The organism is Pseudomonas putida (assembly GCF_002741075.1).
GTDB lineage: Bacteria > Pseudomonadota > Gammaproteobacteria > Pseudomonadales > Pseudomonadaceae > Aquipseudomonas > Aquipseudomonas putida_T.
On the sequence record NZ_CP016634.1, the window covers coordinates 5,314,592 to 5,340,091 of the forward strand.

The 25,500-nt window shown below is 64.6% G+C and carries 21 protein-coding genes; 11 read left to right on the plus strand and 10 right to left on the minus strand.

Annotation, left to right across the window (positions count from 1 at the left end; genetic code table 11):
* The first annotated feature begins 64 nt into the window (after positions 1-64).
* The 3 genes from IEC33019_RS24885 (at position 65) to rarD (ending at position 2,843) form a co-directional block, all read left to right on the plus strand.
* The gene (locus IEC33019_RS24885) at positions 65-829 is read left to right on the plus strand and encodes a TOBE domain-containing protein (protein WP_070090699.1); all 765 of its coding nucleotides are present in this window, start codon (positions 65-67) and stop codon (positions 827-829) included.
* An 88-nt stretch (positions 830-917) separates the two neighbouring features.
* Positions 918-1,892 (plus strand): serine/threonine protein kinase, encoded by a 975-nt coding sequence (locus tag IEC33019_RS24890; RefSeq protein ID WP_070090700.1) that lies wholly within the window; start codon positions 918-920, stop codon positions 1,890-1,892.
* Between the two features lie 63 nt (positions 1,893-1,955).
* Entirely contained in the window at positions 1,956-2,843 is an 888-nt protein-coding gene (gene rarD, locus IEC33019_RS24895) for an EamA family transporter RarD (protein ID WP_070090701.1), read from the plus strand.
* Positions 2,844-3,081: 238 nt separating this feature from the next.
* Here the strand turns inward: rarD and IEC33019_RS24900 are convergent, their stop codons facing one another.
* The gene (locus IEC33019_RS24900) at positions 3,082-3,600 is read right to left on the minus strand and encodes a glycine cleavage system protein R (protein WP_070090702.1); all 519 of its coding nucleotides are present in this window, start codon (positions 3,598-3,600) and stop codon (positions 3,082-3,084) included.
* A 462-nt stretch (positions 3,601-4,062) separates the two neighbouring features.
* Between IEC33019_RS24900 and IEC33019_RS24905 the strand changes: the two genes are divergently transcribed.
* The gene (locus IEC33019_RS24905; protein WP_099593987.1) at positions 4,063-6,240 is read left to right on the plus strand and encodes a malate synthase G; all 2,178 of its coding nucleotides are present in this window, start codon (positions 4,063-4,065) and stop codon (positions 6,238-6,240) included.
* A gap of 33 nt (positions 6,241-6,273) precedes the next feature.
* On the opposite strand, the gene IEC33019_RS24910 is transcribed toward IEC33019_RS24905, so the two are convergent.
* Entirely contained in the window at positions 6,274-6,723 is a 450-nt protein-coding gene (locus IEC33019_RS24910; RefSeq protein ID WP_244509663.1) for a response regulator, read from the minus strand.
* Positions 6,724-6,937: 214 nt separating this feature from the next.
* Here IEC33019_RS24910 and IEC33019_RS24915 point away from each other — a divergent pair, with 214 nt between their 5' ends.
* The 7 genes from IEC33019_RS24915 (at position 6,938) to IEC33019_RS24945 (ending at position 15,234) form a co-directional block, all read left to right on the plus strand.
* Entirely contained in the window at positions 6,938-8,875 is a 1,938-nt protein-coding gene (locus IEC33019_RS24915) for a DUF294 nucleotidyltransferase-like domain-containing protein (protein ID WP_070090705.1), read from the plus strand.
* Positions 8,872-9,585, plus strand: a complete 714-nt coding sequence (locus IEC33019_RS24920; RefSeq protein ID WP_070090706.1) for a 3'-5' exonuclease — start codon at positions 8,872-8,874, stop codon at positions 9,583-9,585. The genes IEC33019_RS24915 and IEC33019_RS24920 overlap by 4 nt, the downstream gene beginning before the upstream one ends.
* A 176-nt stretch (positions 9,586-9,761) precedes the next feature.
* The gene (locus IEC33019_RS24925) at positions 9,762-10,280 is read left to right on the plus strand and encodes an RNA polymerase sigma factor (RefSeq protein WP_070090707.1); all 519 of its coding nucleotides are present in this window, start codon (positions 9,762-9,764) and stop codon (positions 10,278-10,280) included.
* On the plus strand, positions 10,277-11,233 hold the full coding sequence (locus IEC33019_RS24930) for a FecR domain-containing protein (RefSeq protein ID WP_070090708.1): 957 nt from the start codon (positions 10,277-10,279) through the stop codon (positions 11,231-11,233). Before IEC33019_RS24925 ends, IEC33019_RS24930 begins: the two co-directional genes overlap by 4 nt.
* A gap of 159 nt (positions 11,234-11,392) precedes the next feature.
* Complete coding sequence (locus IEC33019_RS24935) at positions 11,393-13,828, plus strand: TonB-dependent siderophore receptor (RefSeq protein WP_070090709.1); 2,436 nt, start codon at positions 11,393-11,395, stop codon at positions 13,826-13,828.
* 117 nt (positions 13,829-13,945) lie between these two features.
* Complete coding sequence (locus IEC33019_RS24940; RefSeq protein ID WP_070090710.1) at positions 13,946-15,058, plus strand: PepSY-associated TM helix domain-containing protein; 1,113 nt, start codon at positions 13,946-13,948, stop codon at positions 15,056-15,058.
* Positions 15,055-15,234, plus strand: a complete 180-nt coding sequence (locus IEC33019_RS24945; protein WP_070090711.1) for a hypothetical protein — start codon at positions 15,055-15,057, stop codon at positions 15,232-15,234. Before IEC33019_RS24940 ends, IEC33019_RS24945 begins: the two co-directional genes overlap by 4 nt.
* 113 nt (positions 15,235-15,347) lie before the next feature.
* Here the strand turns inward: IEC33019_RS24945 and IEC33019_RS24950 are convergent, their stop codons facing one another.
* From IEC33019_RS24950 to glnE, 8 genes are all read right to left on the minus strand, one after another.
* Positions 15,348-16,790, minus strand: a complete 1,443-nt coding sequence (locus IEC33019_RS24950) for a lipopolysaccharide kinase InaA family protein (RefSeq protein ID WP_070090712.1) — start codon at positions 16,788-16,790, stop codon at positions 15,348-15,350.
* A complete protein-coding gene (locus tag IEC33019_RS24955) occupies positions 16,790-17,542 on the minus strand; it encodes a lipopolysaccharide kinase InaA family protein (protein WP_070090713.1) in 753 nt (250 codons plus the stop codon). The genes IEC33019_RS24950 and IEC33019_RS24955 overlap by 1 nt, the downstream gene beginning before the upstream one ends.
* Entirely contained in the window at positions 17,539-18,282 is a 744-nt protein-coding gene (locus tag IEC33019_RS24960) for a lipopolysaccharide kinase InaA family protein (protein ID WP_070090714.1), read from the minus strand. The genes IEC33019_RS24955 and IEC33019_RS24960 overlap by 4 nt, the downstream gene beginning before the upstream one ends.
* Positions 18,282-19,088 (minus strand): lipopolysaccharide core heptose(I) kinase RfaP, encoded by an 807-nt coding sequence (gene rfaP, locus IEC33019_RS24965; RefSeq protein WP_043212621.1) that lies wholly within the window; start codon positions 19,086-19,088, stop codon positions 18,282-18,284. Before rfaP ends, IEC33019_RS24960 begins: the two co-directional genes overlap by 1 nt.
* Positions 19,085-20,209, minus strand: a complete 1,125-nt coding sequence (locus tag IEC33019_RS24970) for a glycosyltransferase family 4 protein (RefSeq protein ID WP_070090715.1) — start codon at positions 20,207-20,209, stop codon at positions 19,085-19,087. The genes rfaP and IEC33019_RS24970 overlap by 4 nt, the downstream gene beginning before the upstream one ends.
* Complete coding sequence (gene waaC, locus IEC33019_RS24975) at positions 20,209-21,267, minus strand: lipopolysaccharide heptosyltransferase I (RefSeq protein ID WP_070090716.1); 1,059 nt, start codon at positions 21,265-21,267, stop codon at positions 20,209-20,211. Before waaC ends, IEC33019_RS24970 begins: the two co-directional genes overlap by 1 nt.
* Positions 21,268-22,317 carry a lipopolysaccharide heptosyltransferase II gene (gene waaF, locus IEC33019_RS24980; protein ID WP_070090717.1) on the minus strand — a complete coding sequence of 350 codons (1,050 nt, stop codon included), beginning with the start codon at positions 22,315-22,317 and terminating at the stop codon, positions 21,268-21,270.
* A 132-nt stretch (positions 22,318-22,449) separates the two neighbouring features.
* Complete coding sequence (gene glnE / locus IEC33019_RS24985) at positions 22,450-25,383, minus strand: bifunctional [glutamate--ammonia ligase]-adenylyl-L-tyrosine phosphorylase/[glutamate--ammonia-ligase] adenylyltransferase (protein WP_070090718.1); 2,934 nt, start codon at positions 25,381-25,383, stop codon at positions 22,450-22,452.
* Between the last annotated feature and the right edge of the window lie 117 nt (positions 25,384-25,500).

Here is a 25,500-nt window from a genome sequence, read left to right on the forward strand (position 1 = left end):
TGTCTTGACTTGCCAGCAGGCCAACGGCACCGTCTGAGCATCTTCACCGAGACCGACGCCTGCCATGTCCCTACCTGCCCTGCTCACCCAGCACATCGCCCGTCGTCCCCAGCGCATCGCCTTGCTCCAGCATGTCGCCGAACAAGGCTCGATCACCCGCGCAGCCAAGGCCGCCGGCATCAGCTACAAAGCGGCCTGGGACGCCATCGATGAGCTCAACAACCTGGCCACCCAGCCGCTGGTGGAGCGCAGCACGGGAGGTCGCGGAGGTGGCGGCGCACGCCTGTCGGTCGAAGGTGAACGGGTATTGCGCTTGTATCAACGCCTGCAGACCCTGCAGGCACAGCTGCTGGAAGCCGCCGAAGACAGCAGCGACCTGGACCTGCTCGGCCGCCTGATGCTGCGCACCAGCGCGCGCAACCAACTGCAAGGACGTATCAGCGGGTTGCGCCGCGAAGGGCGGCATGACCGCGTCAGCCTGAACCTGGGCAGCGGGCTGCAGATCGAAGCGCTGATCACCCGCGGCAGTACCGAACGCCTGGAGCTGGCGCTCGATACCACGGTGGTCGCGCTGCTCAAGGCCGGTTGGGTGCAGCTACTGGTCGCGTCCGACCCGGTCGAAGCGGGGAGCAATTGCCTGAAGGCGACCGTCGAACATGTACTGGCCGACGACGATGGGCCCAGCGAAGTGCGGCTGGTCCTGGGCAACGGGCAGACCTTGTGCGCCTTTGCCGAAGTGGACTGGCTGGCACAGCACCAGGTGCAGACCGGTAGCACAGTGCGGGTGCAGTTCCATCCGTCCTATGTGCTGCTCGGGGTGCCGGTGTAACGGAGCCGCTCCTACACGGGCCGGGCGCGGCCGCTGGGCAACCTGCGGTACCATGGCACCTTATCCTGCCGCCGTGCCCGGAGCCTTCATGTCCCACCCCTTCGATACCCTCACACCCGACCTGGTCCTGGACGCCGTGGAAAGCCTGGGCTTTCTCAGCGATGCCCGGGTGCTTGCCCTCAACAGCTATGAGAACCGGGTCTATCAGGTAGGTATCGAAGGCGCGCAACCGCTGATCGCCAAGTTCTACCGGCCCGGGCGCTGGACGGACGACGCCATCCTCGAGGAACACCGCTTCAGCGCCGAACTGGCCGAATGCGACGTCCCAGTGGTAGCCCCCCTGCTGCACGAAGGTCGCAGCCTGTTCGAACATCAGGGCTTTCGCTTCACGCTGTTTCCACGCCGCGGTGGTCACGCCCCGGAGCCGGGCAACCTCGATCAGCTCTACCGCCTGGGCCAATTACTCGGTCGCCTGCACGCGGTAGGCGCTGCCCGTCCTTTCGAGCATCGCGAAGCCCTGGCGGTGGATAACTTCGGACACGCCTCGCTGCAAACCTTGCTCGACGGCAATTTCGTGCCCAACGAATTGCGACCGGCGTTCGAGTCCGTGGCCCGCGACCTGTTGCAACGGGTCGAGCGCCTCTATGCCCGCACCCCACATGAGGTGATCCGCCTGCACGGCGATTGCCATCCAGGCAATCTGATGTACCGCGACGAGGCCTTCCATATCGTCGATCTGGATGACTGCCGCATGGGCCCTGCCGTCCAGGACCTGTGGATGATGCTCGCCGGCAGCCGCGAAGAGCGCATGGGGCAGTTGGCGGAGCTGATCGATGGCTATAACGAATTCCACGACTTCGACCCACGCCAGCTGGCCTTGATCGAACCCTTGCGCGCCCTGCGTCAGTTGCACTACAGCGCCTGGCTGGCAAGGCGCTGGGACGATCCGGCGTTCCCACCGAGCTTCCCCTGGTTCGGCCAGCCGCGCTACTGGGGCGACCAGATCCTCGCCCTGCGCGAACAGATCGCTGCACTCGATGAAGAACCACTGAAATTGTTTTAGAAGCGATAGGCGGTCTGTCTACAATAGGCGTGCAGTATTTAGCTACCTAAGCAAGGAATCTCCATGCACGCCGCCAACCCGCGCCGCGGGTATATCCTGGGCCTGAGCGCCTACATCATCTGGGGACTGTTCCCCCTGTACTTCAAAGCCATCCAGAGCGTCCCGGCGGTGGAGATCATCGTTCACCGGATACTCTGGTCGGCGCTGTTCGGCTCGCTTCTGTTGCTGGTCTGGAAGCACCCGGGCTGGTGGCGCGAACTGCGTGAAAACCCGCGCCGCCTGGGCATCCTGGCCCTGAGCGGGGCATTGATCGCTGGCAACTGGCTGACCTACGTGTGGTCGGTGAATAACGGTCGCATGCTCGAAGCTAGCCTGGGTTACTACATCAATCCGTTGGTGAACGTCCTGCTGGGCATGCTGTTGCTCGGTGAGCACCTGCGTCGGTTGCAATGGCTCGCGGTGGGCCTGGCAGCGGTGGGTGTGGCTCAGCAGGTGTGGCAGGTCGGCAGCTTGCCTTGGGTATCGCTGGTATTGGCGTTGTCGTTCGGCTTCTATGGCCTTATCCGCAAGCAGGCACCGGTGGCGGCCCTGCCTGGCCTGGTGGTGGAAACCTGGATGCTGGTGCCCCTGGCCGCCGGTTGGTTGCTTCTCAACCCAGAGGCGAGCAGTGCTCAAGCTAGCTTCTACACCGGCAGCGAAGCTCTCTGGCTAATAGCAGCCGGGCCGGTCACCCTGATCCCGCTGGTGTGCTTCAACGCCGCCGCGCGCCACCTGCCCTACACCACCCTGGGCTTCCTTCAGTACTTGGCACCGACGCTGGTCCTGCTACAGGCGGTGCTGCTGTTCGGTGAACACCTGTCGTCGAGCACCTTGCTGGCATTCGTCTTCATCTGGGCAGGCCTGGCTCTCTACAGCGTCGATGCCTGGCTGAGCCTGCGCAAGCGAGCCTGATCAAAAAACAATCAAATCCTTGCAGGCCATGTGTGCCGTGGTCTGCAGCGATATCTCCAAAGGTTATCCACACCCTCGTCCCCGTGCTTTGTGCACAACGCCTTGATATCTGGACATTTTTTGCTCAAATCCAGGGAGGCCCCGGCAGGCTTGGGCTACAGCGGTACGCCCCCAGGTTATCCACAGCGCCGCCCCCATGAATCTGGGATAACCCTTCCACGGGATTACCCGCCAGCATTCACTCCTCTGGTCGCAGCTTCAACTCGACCATCAGATCATCCGCCAGGCTTTCCAACCGTCGCTGCAGGTCATCCAGCGACAGCGTCAACGGCAGTGCCAGCAATGCATCAGCGCAGAACAGCGGCTCGCTGCTCATCGGCGCCGGACGCACCTCGGTGGTGAAGCGCTCCAGGTTGACGCCCTGCTCGGCCAGCAACCGGGTGATATCACGCACGATCCCCGGCCGGTCGTTACCCACCAGCTCCATGGCGATCGGTTTCCAGGTACAAGAGGGCTCGATGCCGCTCTCGGCGATCAACACGCGGATGTCATGGTTTGAAAGCTTGTGCAGCGCCTCCACCAGGTCGTCATAGGACTCAGCCGGCACCGCCACGCGCAAGATACCGGCAAATTGCCCGGCCATCCGCGACATGCGACTCTCCAGCCAGTTACCGTTATGCTCGGCAATGCATTGAGCGATACGCTCGACCTGCCCGGCTTTATCGGGGGCGATCACTGTCAGTACGAGATGGTCCACGGGCCGCTCCTGAGCTCTGCTGTTGGGTCTTGGACACCGCTGCGCGCGGCGAAATACGGGGACATCGCCTCAGTATAGGCAAGGCGCGGCAACCTGCCGCAGGGCGGTTCGCACAACGAATCGTGTACTGTTTCAAGATTTATCTGGAACAATCCACCTGTTTTTTGCGAACATATCCACTCCCAGCGTGACCATACGCGACCGATTGGTCGCACAACGACGCTTTTAGTCTGATTTTCACCTGCCTACTGCCTCATGTAGTATGCCTCGGTGCGGACTACAAAACGTCGTTTGGATGTCTGCCAAGGCGCCTGTGAAAATACGCAACCCGCCCGCCAGCCCGTCTGGCGAGCCGCACCCAGCCGCGCTCATATCACGAGGGCAAGTACTGGTGCCGTGTTTAGAGAAGCGCTACAGGCTTAATACAGAAGAGCGAAATAGCTGAGCAGAGTGAGGCAAGCAATGACTGGATACGTTCAAGTCGGTGGCCTTCAGGTCGCCAAGGTCCTGTACGACTTCGTCAACAACGAAGCCATGCCAGGTACCGGCATCGTCGCCGAGCAGTTCTGGGCGGGTGCGGAAAAGATCATCAACGACCTCGCTCCAAAGAACAAAGCCCTGCTCGCCAAGCGCGACGAACTGCAAGCCAAGATCGATGCCTGGCACCAGGCACGTAAAGGCCAGGCCCATGACGCCGTGGCCTACAAGAGCTTCCTCCAGGAAATCGGCTACCTGCTGCCACAAGCCGACGATTTCCAGGCCACCACCGAGAACGTGGACGAAGAAATCGCCCACATGGCCGGCCCACAACTGGTCGTGCCGGTGATGAATGCCCGCTTCGCCCTGAACGCCGCCAATGCCCGTTGGGGTTCGTTGTATGACGCACTCTACGGCACCGATGCCATCAGCGATGAAGGCGGCGCCGAGAAAGGCCAGGGCTATAACCCTGTCCGTGGCAACAAGGTCATCGCCTTCGGCCGCGCCTTCCTCGACGAAGCCGCGCCGCTGGCCGCTGGTTCCCACGTGGACTCCACCGGTTACCGCATCGACGGCGGCAAGCTGATCGTCGCCCTCAAGGGCGGCAGCAACAGCGGCCTGCGCGATGACGCCCAGCTGATCGGCTGGCGTGGTGACGCAAGCGCCCCGACCGCCATCCTGCTCAAGCACAACGGCCTGCACTTCGAGATCCAGTTCGACGCCAGCACCCCGGTCGGCAGCACCGACGCCGCCGGCGTGAAAGACATCCTGATGGAATCGGCACTGACCACCATCATGGACTGCGAAGACTCCGTCGCCGCTGTCGATGCCGACGACAAAGTCGTGGTCTACCGCAACTGGCTGGGCCTGATGAAAGGCGACCTGTCCGAAAGCGTGACCAAAGGCGGCAAGACCTTCACCCGCACCATGAACCCTGACCGCGAGTACACCGCAGCCGCCGGTGGCACCGTCACCCTGCACGGTCGTTCGCTGCTGTTCGTGCGCAACGTCGGTCACTTGATGACCAACCCGGCGATCCTCGATGCCCAAGGCAACGAGATTCCCGAAGGTATCCAGGACGGCCTGTTCACCAACCTGATCGCCCTGCACAACCTCAAGGGCAACACCAGCCGCAAGAACACCCGCACCGGCAGCGTCTACATCGTCAAGCCGAAGATGCACGGCCCAGAGGAAGTGGCGTTCGCCGCCGAAATCTTCAGCCGCGTCGAAGACCTGCTGGGCATGAAGCGCAACACTGTCAAGGTCGGCATCATGGACGAGGAGCGTCGTACCACGATCAACCTCAAGTCCTGCATCAAGGCCGCCGCCGAGCGCGTGGTGTTCATCAACACCGGCTTCCTCGACCGCACCGGTGACGAAATCCACACGTCCATGGAAGCCGGCGCCGTAGTGCGCAAAGGCGCCATGAAGAACGAGAAGTGGATCGGCGCCTACGAAAACAACAACGTCGACATCGGCCTGGCCACCGGCCTGCAAGGCCGTGCCCAGATCGGCAAGGGCATGTGGGCCATGCCGGACCTGATGGCCGCCATGCTCGAGCAGAAGATCGCTCACCCACTGGCCGGTGCCAACACCGCCTGGGTACCGTCGCCGACCGCCGCCACCCTGCACGCCCTGCACTACCACAAGGTCAATGTGCAGGAGCGTCAGCGCGAGCTGGCCAAGCGCGCGCCGGCTTCGGTCGACGACATCCTGGCCATCCCACTGGCGGCCGACACCAACTGGTCGGACGAAGAGATCCGCAACGAGTTGGACAACAATGCCCAGGGCATCCTGGGTTACGTGGTCCGCTGGATCGACCAGGGCGTGGGTTGCTCCAAAGTGCCGGACATCAACGATGTCGGCCTGATGGAAGACCGCGCCACCCTGCGCATCTCCGCCCAGCTGCTGGCCAACTGGCTGCGTCATGGCATCGTCAGCCAGGAGCAGATCATGGAAAGCCTCAAGCGCATGGCCGCAGTGGTCGACAAGCAGAACGCCGGGGATTCTCAGTACCGCCCGATGGCACCGAACTTCGATGACAACATCGCGTTCCAGGCCGCTATCGAGTTGGTCGTCGAAGGCACCAAGCAGCCGAACGGCTACACCGAGCCAGTGCTGCACCGCCGCCGCCGCGAGTTCAAGGCGCGCAACGGGCTGTAAAACCATTGGGGCCGCTCTGCGGCCCCCAATGCGTTACCCGATCCCCAACTCCTTCCTCACCAGCTCAAGCAACCTGTCCAGGTTCACCGGCTTGAGCAGAAAATCCACCACCCCCAGGTGCATCACGTCCACCGCCTCCTTCACATCGGTGTCGCCCGACACCACGATGATCGAGAGGGCCGCGCACTGGGATTCGCGCACCTGCCGAATCAGTTCCAGCCCGTCCTTGGGCTCCATGCGCAGGTCGGTGATCATCAGGCCGATGTTAGCCCTGCGCTTGAGCAGGCCCATCGCCGCCTGGGCACCGTCAGCGGTGAGGCAGTCGATGCCCTTGGACTTGAGGTAAACGCACAACGCTTCGCGGTTCGCGACATCGTCGTCCACCACCAGCACCCTTTGCGCAGGGGCCGGCGGAGCGGTCAGCGTGGCCAATGCCTCGCGCTCGTCGTCACTCAGGATGTCGTCATGCTCGGCCATGGTCATCTCGTCAAAAAAATCCCGTTCTACCAGTTCAGACCGCAAAACAACGCTATGCAAGGCACCTTTCGTCGTCTATTTGACACCCAGGCGCCTTCCAGGCAGGACACGTCGCACCTTATAGACTTACGTCCAATGGGCACCGCAGGGCCGGCGACCGACCATGGAGCCTTAGAACAACAGGGCCTGCGCCTAGTGCCCCCTACATGCGGTCAGTTCCATGAGCAAGAAGGACGCCTACAGCCAGGCCGGCAGAACGGCAGTGCTGCAGAACATCCAGGGTACCCTGCAGTTCCTGCAGCGTTTCCCGCCGTTCAACCAGATGGAGCCCAGCCACCTGGCCTACCTGGTGGAGCAGTGCCAGCTGCGCTTCTACGCCAGCGGCGAGAGCATCATCAAGCCGGCCGACGGCCCGGTCGAACACTTCTACATCGTCAAGCAAGGCCGAGTGGTCGGCGAGCGCCAGCACGTCACCAAGCCGGGCATGGAAACCACCTTCGAGATCGCCAGCGGCGAGTGCTTCCCCCTGGCGGCACTGCTGGGCGAACGGGCCACGCGCACCGAGCACCTGGCCGGTGAGGACACTTTCTGCCTGCAACTGAACAAGAGCGCGTTCATCCGCGTGTTCTCGTTGTCCGAGCCGTTTCGCGATTTCGCCCTGCGGGGCGTCAGCAGCCTGCTCGACCAAGTCAACCAGCAAGTGCGCCAGCGCGCCGTGGAAACCCTGGGCACCCAGTACTCTCTCAACACGCCGCTGGGCGAGCTGGCCATGCGTCACCCGGTGGTCTGCGCGCCGGACACGCCCTTGCGCGAAGCCGTGGGGCTGATGCACGAGCAACAGGTCGGCAGCATCGTCATCATTGACCCACAGCGCTTCCCCATCGGCATCTTCACCCTGCGCGACCTGCGCCAGGTGGTGGCCGACGCCAGCGCCGAGCTGACCGCGCCGATCGAGCGCTACATGACGGCCAAGCCGTTCTACCTCAGCCCTCAGGCCAGCGCATTCGACGCCGCCATGGCCATGACCGAACGGCATATCGCCCACGTCTGCCTGGTGGACAACCAACGCCTGTGCGGCGTGGTCTCCGAGCGCGACCTGTTCTCTCTGCAACGGGTCGACCTGGTGCCCCTGGCCCGCACCATCCGCCATGCCCCACGCCTGGAGAACCTGGTGTCGCTGCGCGGCGAAATCGGCCAGTTGGTCGAACGCATGCTCGCCCACGGTGCCTCTTCGACACAGATCACCCAGATCATCACCCTGCTCAACGACCATACCGTGTGCCGGGTGATCGAGCTGGCCCTGGCTGAGCGAGGCGACCCGGGTGTGCCGTTCAGCTGGCTGTGCTTTGGCAGCGAAGGCCGCCGCGAGCAGACCCTACACACCGACCAAGACAACGGCATTCTCTTCGAAGCCAACGACGCCACCGAGGCCGAGGCGATCCGCGCACGTCTGTTGCCGCTGGCCCAGTACATCAACCAGTGCCTGGCCCAGTGCGGCTTCACCCTGTGCAAGGGCAATGTCATGGCCGGCAACCCCGAACTGTGCCTGTCACGCAGTGAATGGGCGCAGCGCTTCGCCGGCTTCATCCGTGAGGCCAGCCCCGAAAACCTGCTGGGTTCGAGCATCTACTTCGACCTGCGGGTGGTCTGGGGCGACGAACAGGGCTGCGAACAATTGCGCCGAGGGATTCTTGAGCAGGTCGCCGACAACCGCATCTTCCAGCGCATGATGGCCGACAACGCCCTGCGCCAACGCCCACCGGTAGGGCGTCTGCGCGAGTTCGTGCTGACTCGCCAGGGCGACGACAAGGCCGCGACCCTCGACCTCAAGGTCCAGGGCCTGACCCCCTTCGTCGATGGCGCTCGCCTGCTGGCACTGGCCAACGGCATCAAGGCCTGCAACACCCTGGAACGTCTGCGTCATCTGGTCGCCCGGGGCATCATCGAGCCGCTGGACGGCGCTGCCTATGAAGAGGCCTACCACTTCATCCAGCAAACCCGCATGCAACAGCACCAGCGCCAGAGCCGCGACAACCTGCCCTATTCCAACCGGCTCGACCCGGACAGCCTCAACCACCTGGATCGACGCATCCTGCGTGAGTCCCTGCGCCAGGCCCAGCGCCTGCAAAGCAGCCTGGCCCTGCGGTATCAGCTATGAGCCTGTTCGCCTGGCTGCGACCGGCTCCGCTGGCACTGAACGACGAGCTACGCCAGCGCATTGCACGCCTGCCCAAGACAGCACCGACACTGAGCGTGCTGTCGTTGCGCGAGCAGCGTTGGGTGGTGCTGGATCTGGAAACCAGCGGCCTGAACGTCAACCGTGACCAAGTACTGTCGATCGGTGCAGTGGCCATCGAGGATGGCGCTATCGATTTTCGCCAGCAGTTCGAACGTACCCTGCATCGGCCGGCGCAGAAGACCAATTCCAGCGTCCTGATCCACGGCCTGGGCCCCAGTGCCCTGGCCGCCGGCTGCGACCCAGCCACCGCCCTGCTCGATTTGCTGGACTTCATCGGCGACAGCCCCGTGCTGGCCTTCCACGCGCCCTTCGACCAGCGCATGCTGGCCCGGGCCTTGAAGGACAGCCTCGGCTATCGCCTGCAACACCCGTTCTTCGATGTGGCCGAGATGGCCCCGATGCTCAACCCCGACACCGTGCTGCGCGAAGCCAGCCTGGACGATTGGATCGCCCGCTTCGGCCTGCATGCCGAAGAACGCCACCACGCCAGCGCCGACGCCTTGGTGACTGCAGAACTTGCGCTCATTCTGCTCAGCCAGGCCCGCCGCCAACAGCTCGACAGCCCTCTGCAACTGAACCTGCGTCTGCAGCAGTGGCGTCGGCGCAAGACGCAGCAATACAGCCTGTAGTCCTTCGCGCCATCTCCGATCAATGCGCTTGCATCGGCCCCCGTGAGCCCGCCGAGGTTTTCACGGACAAATCCGCTCGCACAATCCGATAAGCGTCAATTGCACCTGATGTCCTCGCTCTGTCACAATCGCGAATAATTATCGTTAGTTAACGCATTCTTTTCGGGGGACGCTTCTTGTCGTCTGCGCAGAGCCCACATGCCCGGTTGCTGGGTACGTTGTACCGCGACCATCGCACCTGGCTGCTGGCCTGGCTGCAACGCAGCACAGCCTGCCGTCAGCGTGCCGAAGACCTGAGCCAGGACACCTTCGTGCGCCTGCTCGGTCGCGAGCAGCTCGACGTCCCCCGCGAACCCCGTGCCTTTCTGGTCGCCGTGGCCAAGGGCTTGCTGTTCGACCACTTCCGCCGCACGGCCCTGGAGCAGGCCTACCTGGCCGAGCTGGCCTGCCGGTCCGAGGCCGAGCAGCCTTCCCCCGAAGTCCAGCACCTGATCCTCGAAGACCTCAAGGCCATCGACCGCTTGCTGAGCAAGCTGTCGAGCAAGGCCCGGGCGGCCTTCCTGCACAGCCGCCTCGATGGCATGGGCCATGCCGAGATCGCCGAGCGCCTGGGCGTATCGGTTTCACGGGTGCGTCAGTACATCGCCCAGGGCATGCGCCAGTGCTACGTGGCGCTCTATGGAGAGCCGACGTGAACCCCACGCCCGTCTCGGCCAAGGTCCTGGACGCCGCCATTGCCTGGAAGCTCAGCCTCGATGGCGGCGGCGGCACCGCGGATGAACGCATCGAATTCGTGCGCTGGCATGCCGCCAGCGAAGAACATGCCCGTGCCTGGCAACAGCTGGGCATGCTCGACCGGCGCGTCAGCGCTGCGGCAGGCCCGGCACGCAAAGCCTTGGTGCAATCGCGCGCGGGCCTGCGCCAGCGGGTCGGCAGACTCGGCGGCGGGCTGGCCGGGTTGCTGTTGGTAGGGGCACTGTTGGTCGGGCTCGGCGCGCCTTCACTGTCGCCAGACTATTGGCTGGCCGACCAGCGCACCGGCACCGGCGAGTTGCGCACCCTGCGCCTTCAAGACGGCACCTTGTTGCGCTTGAACACCACCACGGCGGTGGACATCGATTTCGCCGGCGCGCAGCGGCTGATCGTCCTGCACCAGGGCGAGATTTCCGTCGAAACCGGCCACGGGGATACCCGACCACTGCTGGTGCGTACCGACGATGGCCGCCTGCGACCACTGGGCACACGCTTCCTGGTCAAGCGTGAGGGTCATGGCACCCGCCTGGAGGTGCTCCAGGCCTCGGTCGCAGCCAGGCCACTGAACAGCATTGATGAGCAGGTGCTGCGCGAAGGGCAGCAGGTGCTGATGACCGCCGATGGCCTGGGTCAGGTCGACCCCGTCGCGGTCGGTGCCGATGCGTGGACCCGCGGCATGCTGGTCGTGGACAACGTACGCCTGGCCGACCTGGTCGCCGCACTCGCCCACTACCGCAACGGTCATCTAGGGGTGGCCGCCGAGGTCGCCGACCTGCGCGTGAGCGGCAGCTTCCCACTGACCGACACCGACCTGGCCCTGGCATCGCTGACGCCAGCCTTGCCGGTGAAGATCGAGCGGCATACGCCATGGTGGGTGACCGTCACCGCCAAATAGACCCGCGACACTCAGTCTCCCTCCGTGGGAGGCGAAGCCTGCGGTGGGCTGCAAAGCAGCCCTCTACACCCATCGCACTTTTTTCCAGCAGCCCCTGTCACTTTTCAAATCTCGCTCGGCAAGGAAGCAATCAGCACTTATTCGTCGAGGAGCCGCTGCATGTCCCGCGCCGTAGATTCTTTCCTGCGCCCCAGCCTGATGGCCCTGGCCATCGCCCTGGCCGCCCCGCTGGCCAGTCCTGCCCTGCAGGCCGCCGAGCAGTCGGCCCTGCGTGCCTATGACTTGCCCAGCGCACCGCTGGCCAGCACGCTGAACCAGATCGCCAGCCAGGCCGGTATCGCACTGGCCCTGGACCCGGCGCTGGTCGATGGCCGCACCTCGGCCCCGGTCAACGGCCAGTACGATGCCCTCGGGGCCCTGCATGCAGCCTTGCGTGGCACTGGGCTGCAACTGCAGCAGAGCAGCGTCGGCAGCTACAGCCTGATAGCCACCCCCGACGGCACCCTGGCGCTGCCGGAAACCGCGATCAATGCCAGCGGCGACTTCGAGACGGCCTGGGGCCCGGTAGAAGGCTACACCGCCACGCGTACCGCCGCAGGCACCAAGACCGACACGGCCATTGCCGAACTGCCACGCTCGGTCAGCGTGATCACCCGCCAGCAAATGGAAGATCGCCCCGTTCTCAACCTCAACGATGCCCTGCGCTATACCGCCGGCGTACAGAGCAGTGGCTACGGCGCAGACTCACGTAGCGACTGGCTGCTGGTACGGGGCTTCGTGCCCACCCAGTTTCTTGATGGCCTGCCGCTGCCCGTGGGCAATTACGCCACACCCAAGATCGAACCCTGGAACCTGGAACGGATCGCCGTGCTGCGGGGCCCGGCATCATCTGTCTATGGCCAGACTCCACCCGGCGGCTTGCTGGACATGACCACCCGCCGGCCACAAGCCTTGAGCGGCCATGAGTTCGAAGCTCAGGTCGGCAGCAACGAACACCGGCAGATCAACTTCGACAGCACCGGCAAGATCGATGACGAAGGGCAGTTCCTGTATCGCCTCAGCGGCACCGTGCGCGACAGCAATGCGCCCGTGGACCACATTCCGGACAAGCGCTACAACATCGCCCCCAGCCTGACCTGGAACATCAACGACGACACCAAGCTGACCTTCATCTCCCAGTACACGCGGGACGATACCGGCATCACGGGCCAGTTCCTACCGCTGCAAGGCACCAAGCTGGACAGCCCAGCCGGAAAGATTTCCCATCACAAGAACCTCGGCGATCCGGACTGGGAGTCCTACGACCGCACCTACTACGCCCTGGGCTATGCCTTCGAGACGCGCCTGAGCGACACCTGGCAGTTCCGCCAGAACCTGCGTTACACCCGCAACGCGCTGGATTTCAAAGGCATCACCGCGGGCGGCCAGATCTGGCCTAACGGCCCAGACGTTGCGGTCAGCCCCGATGGCACCGTGCAACGCACCGCCGGTATCGTCGAGGAAGACATCAGCCAGTTCGCCGTGGACAACAATTTCCAGGCCGACTTCCAGACCGGCCTCGTCAGTCATACCCTGCTGCTGGGCCTGGACCACCAGCGCTCGACCAGCGACGCCCACTGGCGCTGGGGTTCGGCAGGGGTTGCGCCAAGCAATATCCACAACCCGGTGTACGGCCAAGACTTCTCCAAGGTCCAGTACATCGACATGTACGACTACAACCAGAAGACCCAACAGACCGGTGTCTACCTGCAAGACCAGATGGCCCTGGACAACTGGCGCCTGACCTTGGGCGGTCGCGAAGACTGGGTTCATACCGGTACGACCTTCCACAACTTTGGCGATGCCACCAATACCCAACGTGACAAGCAGTTCAGCGGCAATGCGGCGCTGAGCTACGTCTTCGATAGCGGCCTGACGCCTTACGTTTCCTACGCCGAGTCGTTCCAGGCCGCCAGGGGCGCGAATGTCAGCCGAACCGAGGCCTTCAAACCAACCGAAGGCAAGCAGTACGAAGTGGGTCTGAAGTATCAGCCACCGGGTAGCCAGACACTGCTGACCGGTGCAGTGTTCGACCTTACACAGGAGAACGTTTCGGTCTCCGAGGGAGGCGTGACCCGCCAGGTCGGCAAGGTCCGTGTACGCGGCCTGGAGCTGGAAGCCATTTCCGACGTCACGGAAAACCTCAAGCTTGTGGGTTCCTACACTTACAACGACAGCGAAATCCTCAAGGGTGCCACCGGTGAGAAAGGCAAGCGCATGGCCCAGGTGCCACGCAACCAGGCCACCGCCTGGGCCGACTACACCTGGCACAGCGGGCCACTCGACGGCTTCGGTGTGGGGCTGGGCGTGCGCTACGTGGGCGACTCCTACGGCAATACCACCAACACTGACTGGGGCTACACCGGCTCCTATACCGTCTACGACGCCTCGGTGCATTACGACCTGGGCCGGGTGAACAACACCCTGAAAGGCGTGACAGTGGCGGTGGATGCCAAGAACCTCTTCAACAAGGACTACCTGTCCACCTGTGACGGGTACTACTGCTACTACGGCGATGAGCGCAACGTGACCGCCAGCGTCAATTACAAGTTCTGATCCACAGGGCCGCTGCGCAGCCCGTCGCGGGACTAGCCCCTCACCTGCAGGGGCGGGCTTGTCCCGCGATGACGTTGGCAGCAACACCGCCGAGCCCCCAGATTTCCCGGAACCGTAATGAAAAGCCAAACCATCCGCCGCTGGTCGGTGATCCACACCTGGACCAGCCTGGTCTGCACCCTGTTCCTGATGCTGCTGGCCCTCACCGGCCTGCCACTGATCTTCCATCACGAACTCGAGCACCTGCTCGGCGATGCCCCCGAGCTGCGCGAGATGCCTGAGGGCACGCCGCACCTGGACCTGCAACAACTGGTACTCAAGGCACAGGCCCACCGCCCGGGCGAAGTCATGCAGTACTTCGGCTACGACGAGGACGACCCAAACGGCGTGGTGGCGATCATGGCCGCCACCGCCAGTACCGAACCCAACTCGTCGCACACCTTCATGCTCGACGCCCGCACAGGCGAAGCCGTGGCGATGCCTGCGGCCAACGGCGGCCTCATGATGACCCTGCTGCGCCTGCATGTGGACATGTTCGCTGGCCTGCCCGGCAAGTTGCTGCTGGCGTTCATGGGCGTGTTGTTCGTGGTGGCGATCGTCTCCGGCACCGTGCTCTACGCGCCGTTCATGCGCCGCCTGAAGTTCGCCACCGTGCGCCATGATCGCTCGCGTCGCCTGCGCTGGCTCGACCTGCACAACCTGATCGGCATCGTCACCCTGACCTGGGCCTTGGTGGTCGGCGTCACCGGGGTGATCAGCGCCCTCTCCGACTTGGTCATCGCCGCCTGGCGCAACGACAGCCTGGCAGCGATGGTCGCCCCCTACCGCGATGCCCCACCACTGACTGAGCATGCACCGGCCAGCCGTCTGCTGGAGATTGCCGGGCAGGCCGCACCAGGCATGCGACCAGACTTCATCGCCTTCCCCGGCACACGCTTTTCCAGCGAGCACCACTACGCCGTCTTCATGAAAGGCGCCACGCACCTGACCTCGCACCTGCTGACCCCGGTACTGATCGACGCCCGCACGCTTCAGGTCACGGCGGTCGGCGAGCGTCCCTGGTACATGGATGCCATGGGCCTGTCACAACCGCTGCATTTTGGTGACTACGGCGGGCGCCCCATGCAGATCTTGTGGGCGGTGCTCGACGTGCTGACCCTCATCATCCTGGGCAGCGGCCTGTACCTGTGGTGGGGCAAGCAGCGCAAGGCGCAGGAGGTGCCGGCATGAGCCACAAGTCGCAATCGACCCGGCGTATCTTCGCCTGGCCGGCGGTCATCGCGGTGCTGGGAGCAGTGGGGTTGTTTGCCGCGTTGCTGGGGGATGGCGGGTGGGACGTGTTGTCCTGGGTGGGGCTGGGTGTGCCCGCGCTGCTGGGGGGCCGTGGGCTGATCGGCCGCGCCTGAGCACCTCAGAGCAATAGTCTTGCTCCGTGGCGCCTTCTTCGCGGGTAAACCCGCTCCCACAGGTACAGCGGTGCTGTCGAGAGCACCGCAGCCCCAGGATGCGGTGCCGGGACCTACTGATCAATGCGCGGCAGTACCGCATCCAGCCGTTGGTGCAGGGCGCTGCCGCTCGGCCAGTTGCGCAACATCCGCGCCCGGTCGCGGGCATAGGCCGGCGCAAAGCTGAGCTGGGTGGCATGCTGGCACATGGCATCGAGATCGATCAGCGACCATTGGCCGTTCTGCCAGAACAAATTGTGCCCCTTGAAATCGCCATGGCTGATGCGCTCGCGGATCAGCTGCTGCATCAGGTGCACCAACGCCTGGACCTGTTCTTCGGGTGCCTCGCCGCTCTCGACATATGGCTGGAAACACTCGATCAGGTCCGGCCCGTCGGCATACTCGGTCACCAAAAAGGCCCGGCTGCGCAGGCCCATGACCCGTTGCTCCAGCACTGCCAACGGCCGCGGCGTGGCGATGTCGAGGAACTCAAGGCGATGCCCTTCGATCCAGGAGTGCCAGGCGCGGCTGGGCCGCCAGAAGCGCTTGAACCAGTGCGCGGTGTTCTTGATGTTGTAGCGTTTGAGCACCAACGTGCGGCCATCGACCTCGATACGCGCCACGCTGGCCGCACCGCCGGTCTTGTACAGATGCCCCTCGTCGATCAACGCATCGGCGTTCTGCAGCACCGGCAGCATGGCTGGCACTTCGGCCCGGCGGATCGCCCGCAGGCCCGAAAGGCTGCGCTCCACGCTGAACAGCGTGCACTCGCGCCCGGCCTTTTCCAGATAGTCCTTCAAGCGCCAGTTGCGCACCTTGTCGATCTGCTTCTGCAGGGCTTCCAGCGGCAGGGCGTGCTCGGCATTGGCCAGCAGGTAATGGACCAGCAGCTCTTCGATGAATGGCTCCAGGCGCTTGGGCAACTGGGCGAAGAACACCCCGAGATTCTCCAGCACGCGCTGGCGCGACAGCTGCTGCCCCGGGGTCTCGGCCTTGATGCCGCCGCCGTCGATCAGGTACAGCTGACCGCCATGACGCAGCAGGTTGTCCAGGTGCAGGTCTTCCTGCCACAGGCCCTTGGCATGCATGTGTGCCACAGCAGCGAGCGCTTCGCCCAGTACCTGCTGCTGCTCGTCGGCCAACACGGGCAGGTTTTCCACCGCTGCCCAGGCGTCGGCCAGGCTCTGGGCGCCATCGAGAAACTCAAAGAGCAACCAGCCGCCTTCACCCTCTTTCAGGCCGTCGGCCAACAACTGCGGGGTCGTCAGGCCTTGGCTGGCGAGCAGCTTCACGCCCTCCAGCTCGCGCTGGAAGTGACGGGCCGCGTTACCACCGACCAGCAGCTTGGCCAGCACCGGTGTACCACGCCAGATTCCAGCGCCGACATAGCGCTGGCCAGGCAGCACGCGCAGCAGACTGAGCAGTTGCAGGTCGGCGCTGCCGGCCGCATCGGCCAGGGTCACGCTCAGGGGTAACGACGGGCTGCGCCCGGCACTTTTGAGATCAGACAAACGCATCAACGCGCCTCCTTTTCACGGCGACGGCGCACCAGACGTTGCAACCACGTGTCGACCAGACTGCTGTCGCCAGGCTGCTCAAGGTAAGCCGCCAGCAGGCTGCGCACATCCCCCTCGCTCCAGGCGCGGGCGCGGCGCAGCAAGGGCTCCAGGTCCTTGAGCCGGTCACGCATGCCCATCAGTAGCGGACGGGTCTTTTCGAGGTCGATCAACTGGGCCTGCCAGCCTTCGCGACGCTCGCGCAGGAAGATGTGCTTGGGGTAGAAACAGCCATGCACCTGGCCTGCCGCGTGCAGGGTGCGGGCCAGTTGACCGCAGGCCTTGAGGATACCCGCGCGCTGCCCGGCCGCCAGTTGCGGCCACTGGGCCAGCAGGCTGTCCAGGTCGCGCCAGTCATCCAGTGCTCGGGTCATGAGAATGGCACGGTGCTGACCGTTGCCCTTGCGTTCACCATAGAACACCGCCTGCAAGGCGGGAATCCTGAGTTTCTGGTAGCGGCTGATGTTGCGAAACTCGCGGGCGAAGGTCGGCTCGCCCAATGGCCGGTGCAGGGTCCGGGTGAGGTAGTTGCTCTGGCGCTTGAGGTAGAACCCCTTGCCCTCGAGCTCCAGGCGGAACACGCTGCTCCAGCCACCACGGCCGGTGTTGGGTTCGTCCACTGCGTCGAGCTGCAGCGCCCACAGCGCCTCGAAGTCGTTCAGCCCATGGCGTTGCAGCAGCGCCTCGTCGGCACTGGCCAGGTAATCGGTCATTCCCTTCCCTCGAAGAAGCTCACCACCTCACGGATCCTTCGCTTGTCTCTCGAATCCAGGCGCTGGTGGCCGCGGTACTGCAGGTAAAAGCGCAGACGTTGGGTCGCCGAAAGGTGATATTTGGCGACCTTGTCCAGGCACGCCAGGTCCTTGATCAGGCGGTGACGCAGCATCAGGGCACGACAGCCGCGCCAGAAGTCGCCGGTCGGGCAGTCGATGAAGAACAGCGTCGCCTTGTCGTCCACCAGCAGGTTGCGCCACTTCAGATCGTTGTGGGCGAAGTGGTGATCGTGCATGGCCCGGGTATGCCTGGCCAACTGACGGCTGACATGGTCGACCCAAGCGCGGTCGGCCAGCCGCGGATCCCTGCGCTCGGCCAGGGCGGACAAATCTTCAGTGTTTGGCAGCTCGCGGGTGATCATCGCACCGCGGCCAAAGCCCAGACCGTTGCGCTCCAAGCCCCAGGCCACCACGTCAGCGGTGGGGATACCCCACTTGGCGAACTGCTTGAGGTTCTGCCACTCGGCCTTGATACGCGGCCGGCCCAGGTAACGGCGCAAGGCCTTGCCGGCACCGGTATAGCGTTTGACGTAGTAGTTGACCCCGTCCCGCTCGATGCGCACCACTTCGCTGAGCGGGTCACGGGTGAGACGTTCGCCCTGCAGGGCGAATACCGCCTCGAGACTGCCGAAATCCGCCGCCAGGCTTTCGTAGCCTGGTGCCAATGTCCAACCCGCCATCAGAGCGCATCCCCATAGCGTTGCTTGCGATCGTAGAGTTTCTGCGCCTTGCGTTCGAGCCAGGCGAGCAGCGCGGCCTCATCGGCCAGGACCTGGCGCAAGGGACGCTGGAAGTAGCCACGCAAAAAGCGCAGCTTGTCGCGGCGGGTCAGGCCGATGTCCAGGGCCGAGAAATACAGGGCCGCCAGATCCTTGTCACGCCAGCGGCGGGTGATCTTGTCACGGGTCTGGGCACGGTGCAGGTCGATGACCGACAGTTTGAAGTCTTCCGGCGTCACCGGGCGATCGGTGTGCAGCAGGAAGTGGCAGATGTAGCAGTCGCGGTGGTTGACCCCAGCACGGTGCATGCCGCCGGTCATCTTCGCCACCTCGGCGATCAATGCCCATTTCAGGCGTGCCTGGGGCGGCTGTTTGACCCAGTCGATGCTGAAGTCTTCGAGGCTGATGGTCGGCGCCAGTTCTTCGGTGACGATGAACGAATGCTGACTCGCCGGGTTGCTGCCGCGCTCACCGTAGGCCACGGCGGTCATGGTCGGCACGCCGGCTTGATGCAGACGCTGGATCGCGCGCCACTCCTGACCGGCGCCGAGCACCGGCAGCTTGGCGCTGAACAGGTTCTTGAAGATCTCGCCCCAGCCGATGCCACGGTGGATCTTGACGAAATAGCCCTCGCCCTCGACTTCGGTGCGCAGCGTGCGGCGTCCTTCCAGTTCACGGAACACCTCGCCCTGCAAGGCTTCGACGGCCTCGAAGGGATCACGCCCGGCCCATAGGCGCTTGAACGGCTCGGCCAAAATCAGCTTCATGCCTGCTCCTGCCCGAGGATCACGTCGGCGGCGTGCTGCGGCATGCTGTACAGGTCCGCGGTATCGGCGAAGGCCAGCCCGTTGCGCGCCCAGGCGGCACGCGCCTGGCCGTCTTCGAGCATGCGTTGCAGGTAGCGGTTGAGCTGCTCCTGCTCGAACGGCTCGTCCAGCACCAGGCCGCTGTCGGCTTCGGCGATGTAATGGGCATAGCCGCACACTTGGGAGACCAGCACCGCCAGGCCGGCCACCAGGGCCTCCAGCAGCACGGTGCCGGTGTTTTCGTTGTAGGCCGGGTGGATCAGCAAATCGGCTCCAAGCAGGAAGCGCGGGATATCGCTGCGCCCCTTGAGGAACTGCACCTGCTCGCCCAAACCCAGCGTGGCGCTCTGCAATTGGAACACCTTCGGGTCATCCTGGCCGATGACCATCAGCCGGGTGCGCTTGCGCAGCGCCGAGGGCAGCGCCGCCAAGGCCTTGAGGCTGCGGTCCACGCCCTTGGTCTTGAAGCCCGAGCCGATCTGCACCAGCAGCAGGTCGTCGTCACCCAGGCCGAACTCCTTGCGGAACTGCGCGCGGATCGCATCGGCGTCGGCCGGGCGGCGGCGGTCCTGGGAGATCCCCGGCGGCAACAGGTGGAAGCGCTCCAGCGGGGTGCCATAGTGCTTGATGAACAGCGGCTGCTGCACCTCGGAGATCATCAGCACCTCGGTGCGGGCGTCCTTGGCGAACACCGCGCGCTCGTACTCGGCAAAATGCCGGTAGCGGCCCCAGCGGCGGTACAGGCCGCCGCGCAGGGTCTGGGCCTTGTCCTCGAAGCAACCGTCGGCGGCGTAGTAGACGTCCAGCCCGGGCATCTTGTTGAAGCCGATCAGGCGATCGACCGGGCGCTTGGCCAGGTCCGCGGCCATCCAGGCGCTGAGCTTCTCGTTGCGACGGTGGTTGAACAACGCCTTGACCGGCGCCACCAGCACCTCGAAGCCCGGCGGAATGTCACCCTCCCAGATCAACGTGTACACACGGATCTGGTGGCCCCGCTTCTGGCACTCAAGGGCAATGCGCATGAAGTCGCGCTGCAGCCCGCCGAACGGGAAATATTTGTAAAGCACGAAAGCCAGTTGCATCAACGAACATCCTCAGCCAGCAGCAGCGCGCTCAAGCGGCTCGCCACATGCTCGGGATTCAGGCGAGTGAAGCACAGCGGCCACTCGCGTTTGAGATCGAACCGGCGCAGATCCTCGGCGCTCGGTTTGTAGGTGCACTTCTTCTGCAGGCAGGGCGCGCAGGGGAAGTCGCTGGCCTGATGGACCTGCACACGCCCATAGGCGCCGGTCAGGCCGGGGTTGGTCGGGCCGAACAGGGAAATGGTCGGAACATCCAGTGCCGCCGCCAGATGCCCCAGGCCGGTGTCCACCGCCACGCAGGCCTTGGCCGCCGCCAGTACGCGGGCGACACCGGCCAGGTTCAACTTGGGCAGGACTTCGCAGTTCTTCAGGCCCTGGGCGATGCGCTCGGCGCGGGCTTTCTCGGCCGGGTTGCCCCACGGCAGGCGCACCTGCAGGTTGCGCCGGCCCAGGCGCTCGGCCAGCTCGCGCCAGTAGGCCTCGGGCCAATGCTTGGTGGCCCAGGTGGTGCCATGCAGGAACACCACATACGGCGCGGCAGGCGGCAGTTGCAGACGATCCAGGTCCAGACCATAGCGACCGATGCCTTCAGGCAGGTCGTAGGCCAGGGCCAGGGCGAACAGCTGACGCACCCGCTCCACGGCATGCTGGCCGACAGCGACCGACAGACGTCGGTCATAGAAGCGGCTGGCCCAGCCTTCACGGGCGGAGTAGCGATCGAGCCCCGCCACCGGCGCTTTGACATAGCGCGTCAGCCAGGCCGACTTGACCAGGCCCTGGGCGTCGATCACCAGATCGTACTTGCGCGCGCGCAGACGTTGCTTGAACGCCTTCCATTCGCCGCTCTTGATCGTCTGCCAGAGATTCTTGCGCCAACGCCGGATGGCTACCGGAATGACCTGGTCGACCGCCGGGTGCCAGCTGGGGATCTCGGCGAAACCTTCCTCCACCACCCAGTCGAAGCGGATCCCGGGGATAGCGTGAGCGGCGTCGGTGACCGCTGGCAGCGTGTGGATCACGTCGCCCAGCGAAGATGTCTTGATGATCAGGACCCGCACTTAGTCGACCTCGGCCATGACATCGATCAGGTTCGGCCCGCCCAGGTGCGTGAGCGCGGCGATCACTTTGCCGGGCTCCAGCAGACGCAGACAGTTGTAGTGGCCAAAACGGCAGGTGCGGTCGAAGCAGGGGCTGCACTCGATGCCCAGGCGAACGATTTCCACGTGTTCGGCCAAAGGCGGGGTGAAGCCCGGCGAGGTGGAGCCGTAGACCGCCACCAGCGGGCGGTTCAACGCAGCGGCCACGTGCATCAGCCCGGAGTCGTTGGACACCACGGCATCGGCGCAGGACAACAGGTCGATGGCTTCGGCGAGAGAGGTTTCCCCGGCGAGGTTGTAGGACTCCTCACGGAACCCTGGAATCAGCCGGTCACGGATCGACTCACCCACTGGATGATCGTTTTTCGAGCCGAACAGCCACACCTGCCAGCCCTGGCGGATCATCGCGTCAGCGACCTCGGCGTAGTGCTCGGCCGGCCAGCGCTTGGCCTCGCCGAACTCGGCGCCTGGGCACAGCGCCAGCACCGGTCGATCGAGCTCCAGGCCGAACTTGGCCAGTGCGGCGTCGCGGCTCTGCGCTTCGATGCGCAGGCTCGGTCGTGGGTAAGGCTGCGGCAGCTCGGCACCCGGCGCATAGGCCAGGGCCATGAAGCGCTCGATCATCAGCGGGTAGCGGGCTTTGTCCAGCTTGCGCACATCATTGAGCAGGCCGAAGCGCATTTCGCCGCGCCAGCCGGTGCGCTTGGGGATGCCGGCGAAGAACGGCACCAATGCCGACTTCAGCGAGTTGGGCAGGAGGATCGCCTGGTCATACTGGCCCGCCAGGGATTTTCCGATGCGTCGGCGCGTGGCCAGCTCCAGCGCGCCGTGACCGAGCGGGAAGCTCAGGGCCTGGCGCACCTCGGGCATGCGTTCGAGGATCGGCCGGCTCCACTCGGGCGCCAGCACGTCGATCACGCATTCGGGGTGCTGTTGCTTCAGGCACTGGAACAAGGTCTGCGCCATCACCATGTCGCCGACCCAGCTGGGCCCAATGATCAGTATTCTCATGCTTAGTCCAGAAACGCTCGGGGAGGCTCAGCGTTGCCCTGGCCTCCCCTCTTTATATTCAGGCTATGTGGCGGACAGTGTAACACTGGTGGTGAGCCAAGGCTTTTGGGGCTGCCTTGAGCCCCAGCCCTCTCACGTCAGCCCCAGCTCGCTCCAGATCCGCCGCACCTCGCGGCGCTGGTCGGCGAACTGCCCCGCATCGACGACGCCTGCCTGTTTCTGCAGGGCCTGGCGGTGCGAGGCCGAGCGGAACGCCTTGTACACCTCGCGCAGCAGCACCGCGTCGCTGGCCGGCATCAGGCCCGCCTGCTCCAGCTCCTCGAGGATGCGAATGTTGTCGGTCCAGCGCAGCAGGGCCGGATGGTCGTGGGACCAGGCCAAAGCGGCGTATTGCACCATAAATTCGATATCCACGATACCGCCGGCATCCTGCTTGATATCGAAGGGCATCCCAGCCTCGAAGGCGTTGGCGGCAGTGCCTGCGGCGGTGCTCTTGGTGCCGAGGTTGTCGCGCATCTTGGTGCGCATTTCGCTCACTTCCTGGCGCAATTTATCCAGCTCACGGGGTTTGCCCAGCACCCGGGCGCGCACCTCCTCGAAGGCCGCTGCGACCTGCTTGCAGCCCACCAGCACCCGTGCCCGCACCAGGGCCTGGTGCTCCCAGGTCCAGGCCTCGCCCTGCTGGTAGCGCTCGAAGGCGCCCACGGAGCTGACCAGCAGCCCCGAGGCGCCAGAAGGACGCAGGCGCATGTCCACGTCATAGAGCTGACCGGAGTTGGTCTGGGTGGTCAGCATGTGGATGATGCGCTGACCCAACCGGGTGAAGAACTGCGCGCCGTCGATGGGTTTGGCACCGTCGGTCTCGCCCTGGGGATCGCCATCGTGGATGAACACCAGGTCCAGGTCCGAACCATGCCCCAGCTCGATGCCACCGACCTTGCCATAGCCGACGATGATGAAGCCCGGATCGCACAGGCTGCCATCGCTGCGCTTGGGCTGACCGTGACGGGCAACCGTCTGACGCCAGGCCAGGGCCAGCACCTGATCGAGGATCGCCTCGGCCAGCCAGGTCAGGTAGTCGCTGACTTTCATCAGCGGTAGATTGCCAGTGATTTCCGAGGCAGCCACCCGCAGGCTGTGGGCCAGCTTGAAGTGACGCAAAGCCTCCATCTGCTGCTCCAGATCGTCCTCGGGAATGCGCGTCAGGCGCTCGCGCAGCTCGCAGGCCAACTCCGGCGCCAGGGGCGGGCTGAACAGCCGGCCTTCATTGAGCAGCTCGTCGAGCAGCAACGGGTAGCGGGCAATCTGCTCGGCAATCCAGGGGCTGGCCGCACACAGCGTCAGTAAGCGGCGCAGGGCGCCTGGGTTCTCGGTCAGTAGCACCAGGTAGGCCGAGCGTCGCGCCACCGCCTCGACCAGAGGCAATACCCGCTCCAGGACCAAGTCCGGATCATCGTGCTCCACTGCCTGGGCGAGCAGACGCGGAATGAAGGCATCCAGGCGCTCGCGTCCGATCCGCTGCATGGAACGCAGCGACGGGCTGGAGCGCAGCAACGCCAGGCGACGCAGGGCCTCGGCGGGGTGCTTGAAGCCGGCTTCCTCCAACTGACGGCAGGCGGCCTCTTCATCCTGGGCCTGCTCCCACAGGGGCGACCACTCGCCACCGACGACCAGCTCGCCCTCGCCTTCCTCGTCATCCGGGTCGGCGATTACCTGGCGGAAATGCCAGTCGATCCGGCCGCGCCAGTGCATGAGCTGGTCATGGAAGCCCTGCCAGTTAGCAAAGCCCAGGATAAAGGCCACACGCTCACGGTCCTTTTCGTCCTCCGGCAGCATTTGCGTCTGGCGGTCGGCGATGGCCTGGATCGCATGTTCGGTATAACGCAAGAACTCATAGCCCTCGCGCAGCTCCGCCACCACTGCCGGCGGCAGGTAGCCCTGGCCTTCGAGGGTCGCCAGCACCTTGAGCAGTGGCCGCTGTTGCAGGCTCAGGTCGCGCCCGCCGTGAATCAACTGGAACGCCTGGGCGATGAACTCCACTTCGCGGATGCCGCCAGCGCCAAGCTTGATGTTCTCGGACATGCCCTTGCGCCGCACTTCCTGCTGGATCAGTTGCTTCATGGTGCGCAGCGCCTCGATGGCCGAGAAATCCAGATAACGACGGTAGACGAACGGGCGCAGCATCTTCTGCAACTGGGCGCCGGCCACCTGGTCGCCGGCCACGACGCGCGCCTTGATCATGGCGTAGCGTTCCCAGTCGCGGCCTTGGTCCTGGTAGTACTGCTCCAAGGCATTGAACGACAGCGTCAGGGCACCGGCCGAGCCGTAGGGGCGCAGGCGCATGTCGACGCGGAACACGAAACCATCGACGGTCACCGGATCCAGTGCCTTGATCAGCCGCTGGCCCAGGCGGGTGAAGAACTCCTGGTTGTCCAGCGAGCGCTTGACCCCTTCGGTCTCGCCGCCCTCGGGGAAGGCGAAGATCAGATCGATGTCCGAAGACAGGTTCAGCTCCACCGCCCCCAACTTGCCCATGCCCAACACCACCAAATGCTGCGGCTGGCCGCTGCGGTTGCCGATGGGGGTGCCGAACTGCTGGCAATGGCGCGGATACAGCCATTGATACGCCTGGTCGATGGAAGCATCGGCCAGGTCGGACAGGTCGCGGCAGGTTTCCCCCAGCGCCGCCTGACGGGTGATGTCGCGCCAGATGATGCGCACTTGCTGGCGGTTGCGCTCACGGCGCAGGTTGCGCGCAAGCTCCTCTTCGCTCTGCGCCGCTTCGGCGGCGGCGGCGATGCGCGCGCGCAATTCACCCGGGGCGAAAGGCCGCTCCAACTCACCGCTGGCCTGCAGGGCGAAGAACATGGCTGGCTCACGCAAAGCCACTTCCAGCACGAAGTCGCTGGCGGCGGCGACCTGGTCGAAGGCATGGCGCTGGGCAGGGCTCCAGGCATCGAAGTCCAGCCCTTCCAGGCCGGCGATGGCCTCACGCAGTGATTGTTGGTTACGGACGACCAGCGGTTGCAGGACGGCGGGCAGATCGAGCGGCAAAGGCAGGCGCATGGTCTATCCTTGATCGGCGTGAGTGAGAGGGGTAGCGGCGGTCGAGGGGATGCCGAATGACGGTTGGACTGTCATACAAAAGTTGGAAATAGCTGAAAAAAACGAATCATTGGTTAA

Excerpts from the sequence above, each read along its gene's own strand:
- IEC33019_RS24950 (WP_070090712.1), bottom strand. The coding sequence starts at position 16,790 with ATGCGTTTGTCTGATCTCAAAAGTGCCGGGCGCAGCCCGTCGTTACCC.
- IEC33019_RS24955 (WP_070090713.1), bottom strand. The coding sequence starts at position 17,542 with ATGACCGATTACCTGGCCAGTGCCGACGAGGCGCTGCTGCAACGCCAT.
- IEC33019_RS24915 (WP_070090705.1), top strand. The coding sequence starts at position 6,938 with ATGAGCAAGAAGGACGCCTACAGCCAGGCCGGCAGAACGGCAGTGCTG.
- glnE (WP_070090718.1), bottom strand. The coding sequence starts at position 25,383 with ATGCGCCTGCCTTTGCCGCTCGATCTGCCCGCCGTCCTGCAACCGCTG.
- IEC33019_RS24960 (WP_070090714.1), bottom strand. The coding sequence starts at position 18,282 with ATGGCGGGTTGGACATTGGCACCAGGCTACGAAAGCCTGGCGGCGGAT.
- IEC33019_RS24910 (WP_244509663.1), bottom strand. The coding sequence starts at position 6,723 with ATGACCATGGCCGAGCATGACGACATCCTGAGTGACGACGAGCGCGAG.
- IEC33019_RS24885 (WP_070090699.1), top strand. The coding sequence starts at position 65 with ATGTCCCTACCTGCCCTGCTCACCCAGCACATCGCCCGTCGTCCCCAG.
- IEC33019_RS24905 (WP_099593987.1), top strand. The coding sequence starts at position 4,063 with ATGACTGGATACGTTCAAGTCGGTGGCCTTCAGGTCGCCAAGGTCCTG.
- IEC33019_RS24970 (WP_070090715.1), bottom strand. The coding sequence starts at position 20,209 with ATGCAACTGGCTTTCGTGCTTTACAAATATTTCCCGTTCGGCGGGCTG.
- IEC33019_RS24945 (WP_070090711.1), top strand. The coding sequence starts at position 15,055 with ATGAGCCACAAGTCGCAATCGACCCGGCGTATCTTCGCCTGGCCGGCG.
- IEC33019_RS24920 (WP_070090706.1), top strand. The coding sequence starts at position 8,872 with ATGAGCCTGTTCGCCTGGCTGCGACCGGCTCCGCTGGCACTGAACGAC.
- rfaP (WP_043212621.1), bottom strand. The coding sequence starts at position 19,088 with ATGAAGCTGATTTTGGCCGAGCCGTTCAAGCGCCTATGGGCCGGGCGT.
- rarD (WP_070090701.1), top strand. The coding sequence starts at position 1,956 with ATGCACGCCGCCAACCCGCGCCGCGGGTATATCCTGGGCCTGAGCGCC.
- IEC33019_RS24940 (WP_070090710.1), top strand. The coding sequence starts at position 13,946 with ATGAAAAGCCAAACCATCCGCCGCTGGTCGGTGATCCACACCTGGACC.
- IEC33019_RS24890 (WP_070090700.1), top strand. The coding sequence starts at position 918 with ATGTCCCACCCCTTCGATACCCTCACACCCGACCTGGTCCTGGACGCC.
- IEC33019_RS24935 (WP_070090709.1), top strand. The coding sequence starts at position 11,393 with ATGTCCCGCGCCGTAGATTCTTTCCTGCGCCCCAGCCTGATGGCCCTG.
- waaF (WP_070090717.1), bottom strand. The coding sequence starts at position 22,317 with ATGAGAATACTGATCATTGGGCCCAGCTGGGTCGGCGACATGGTGATG.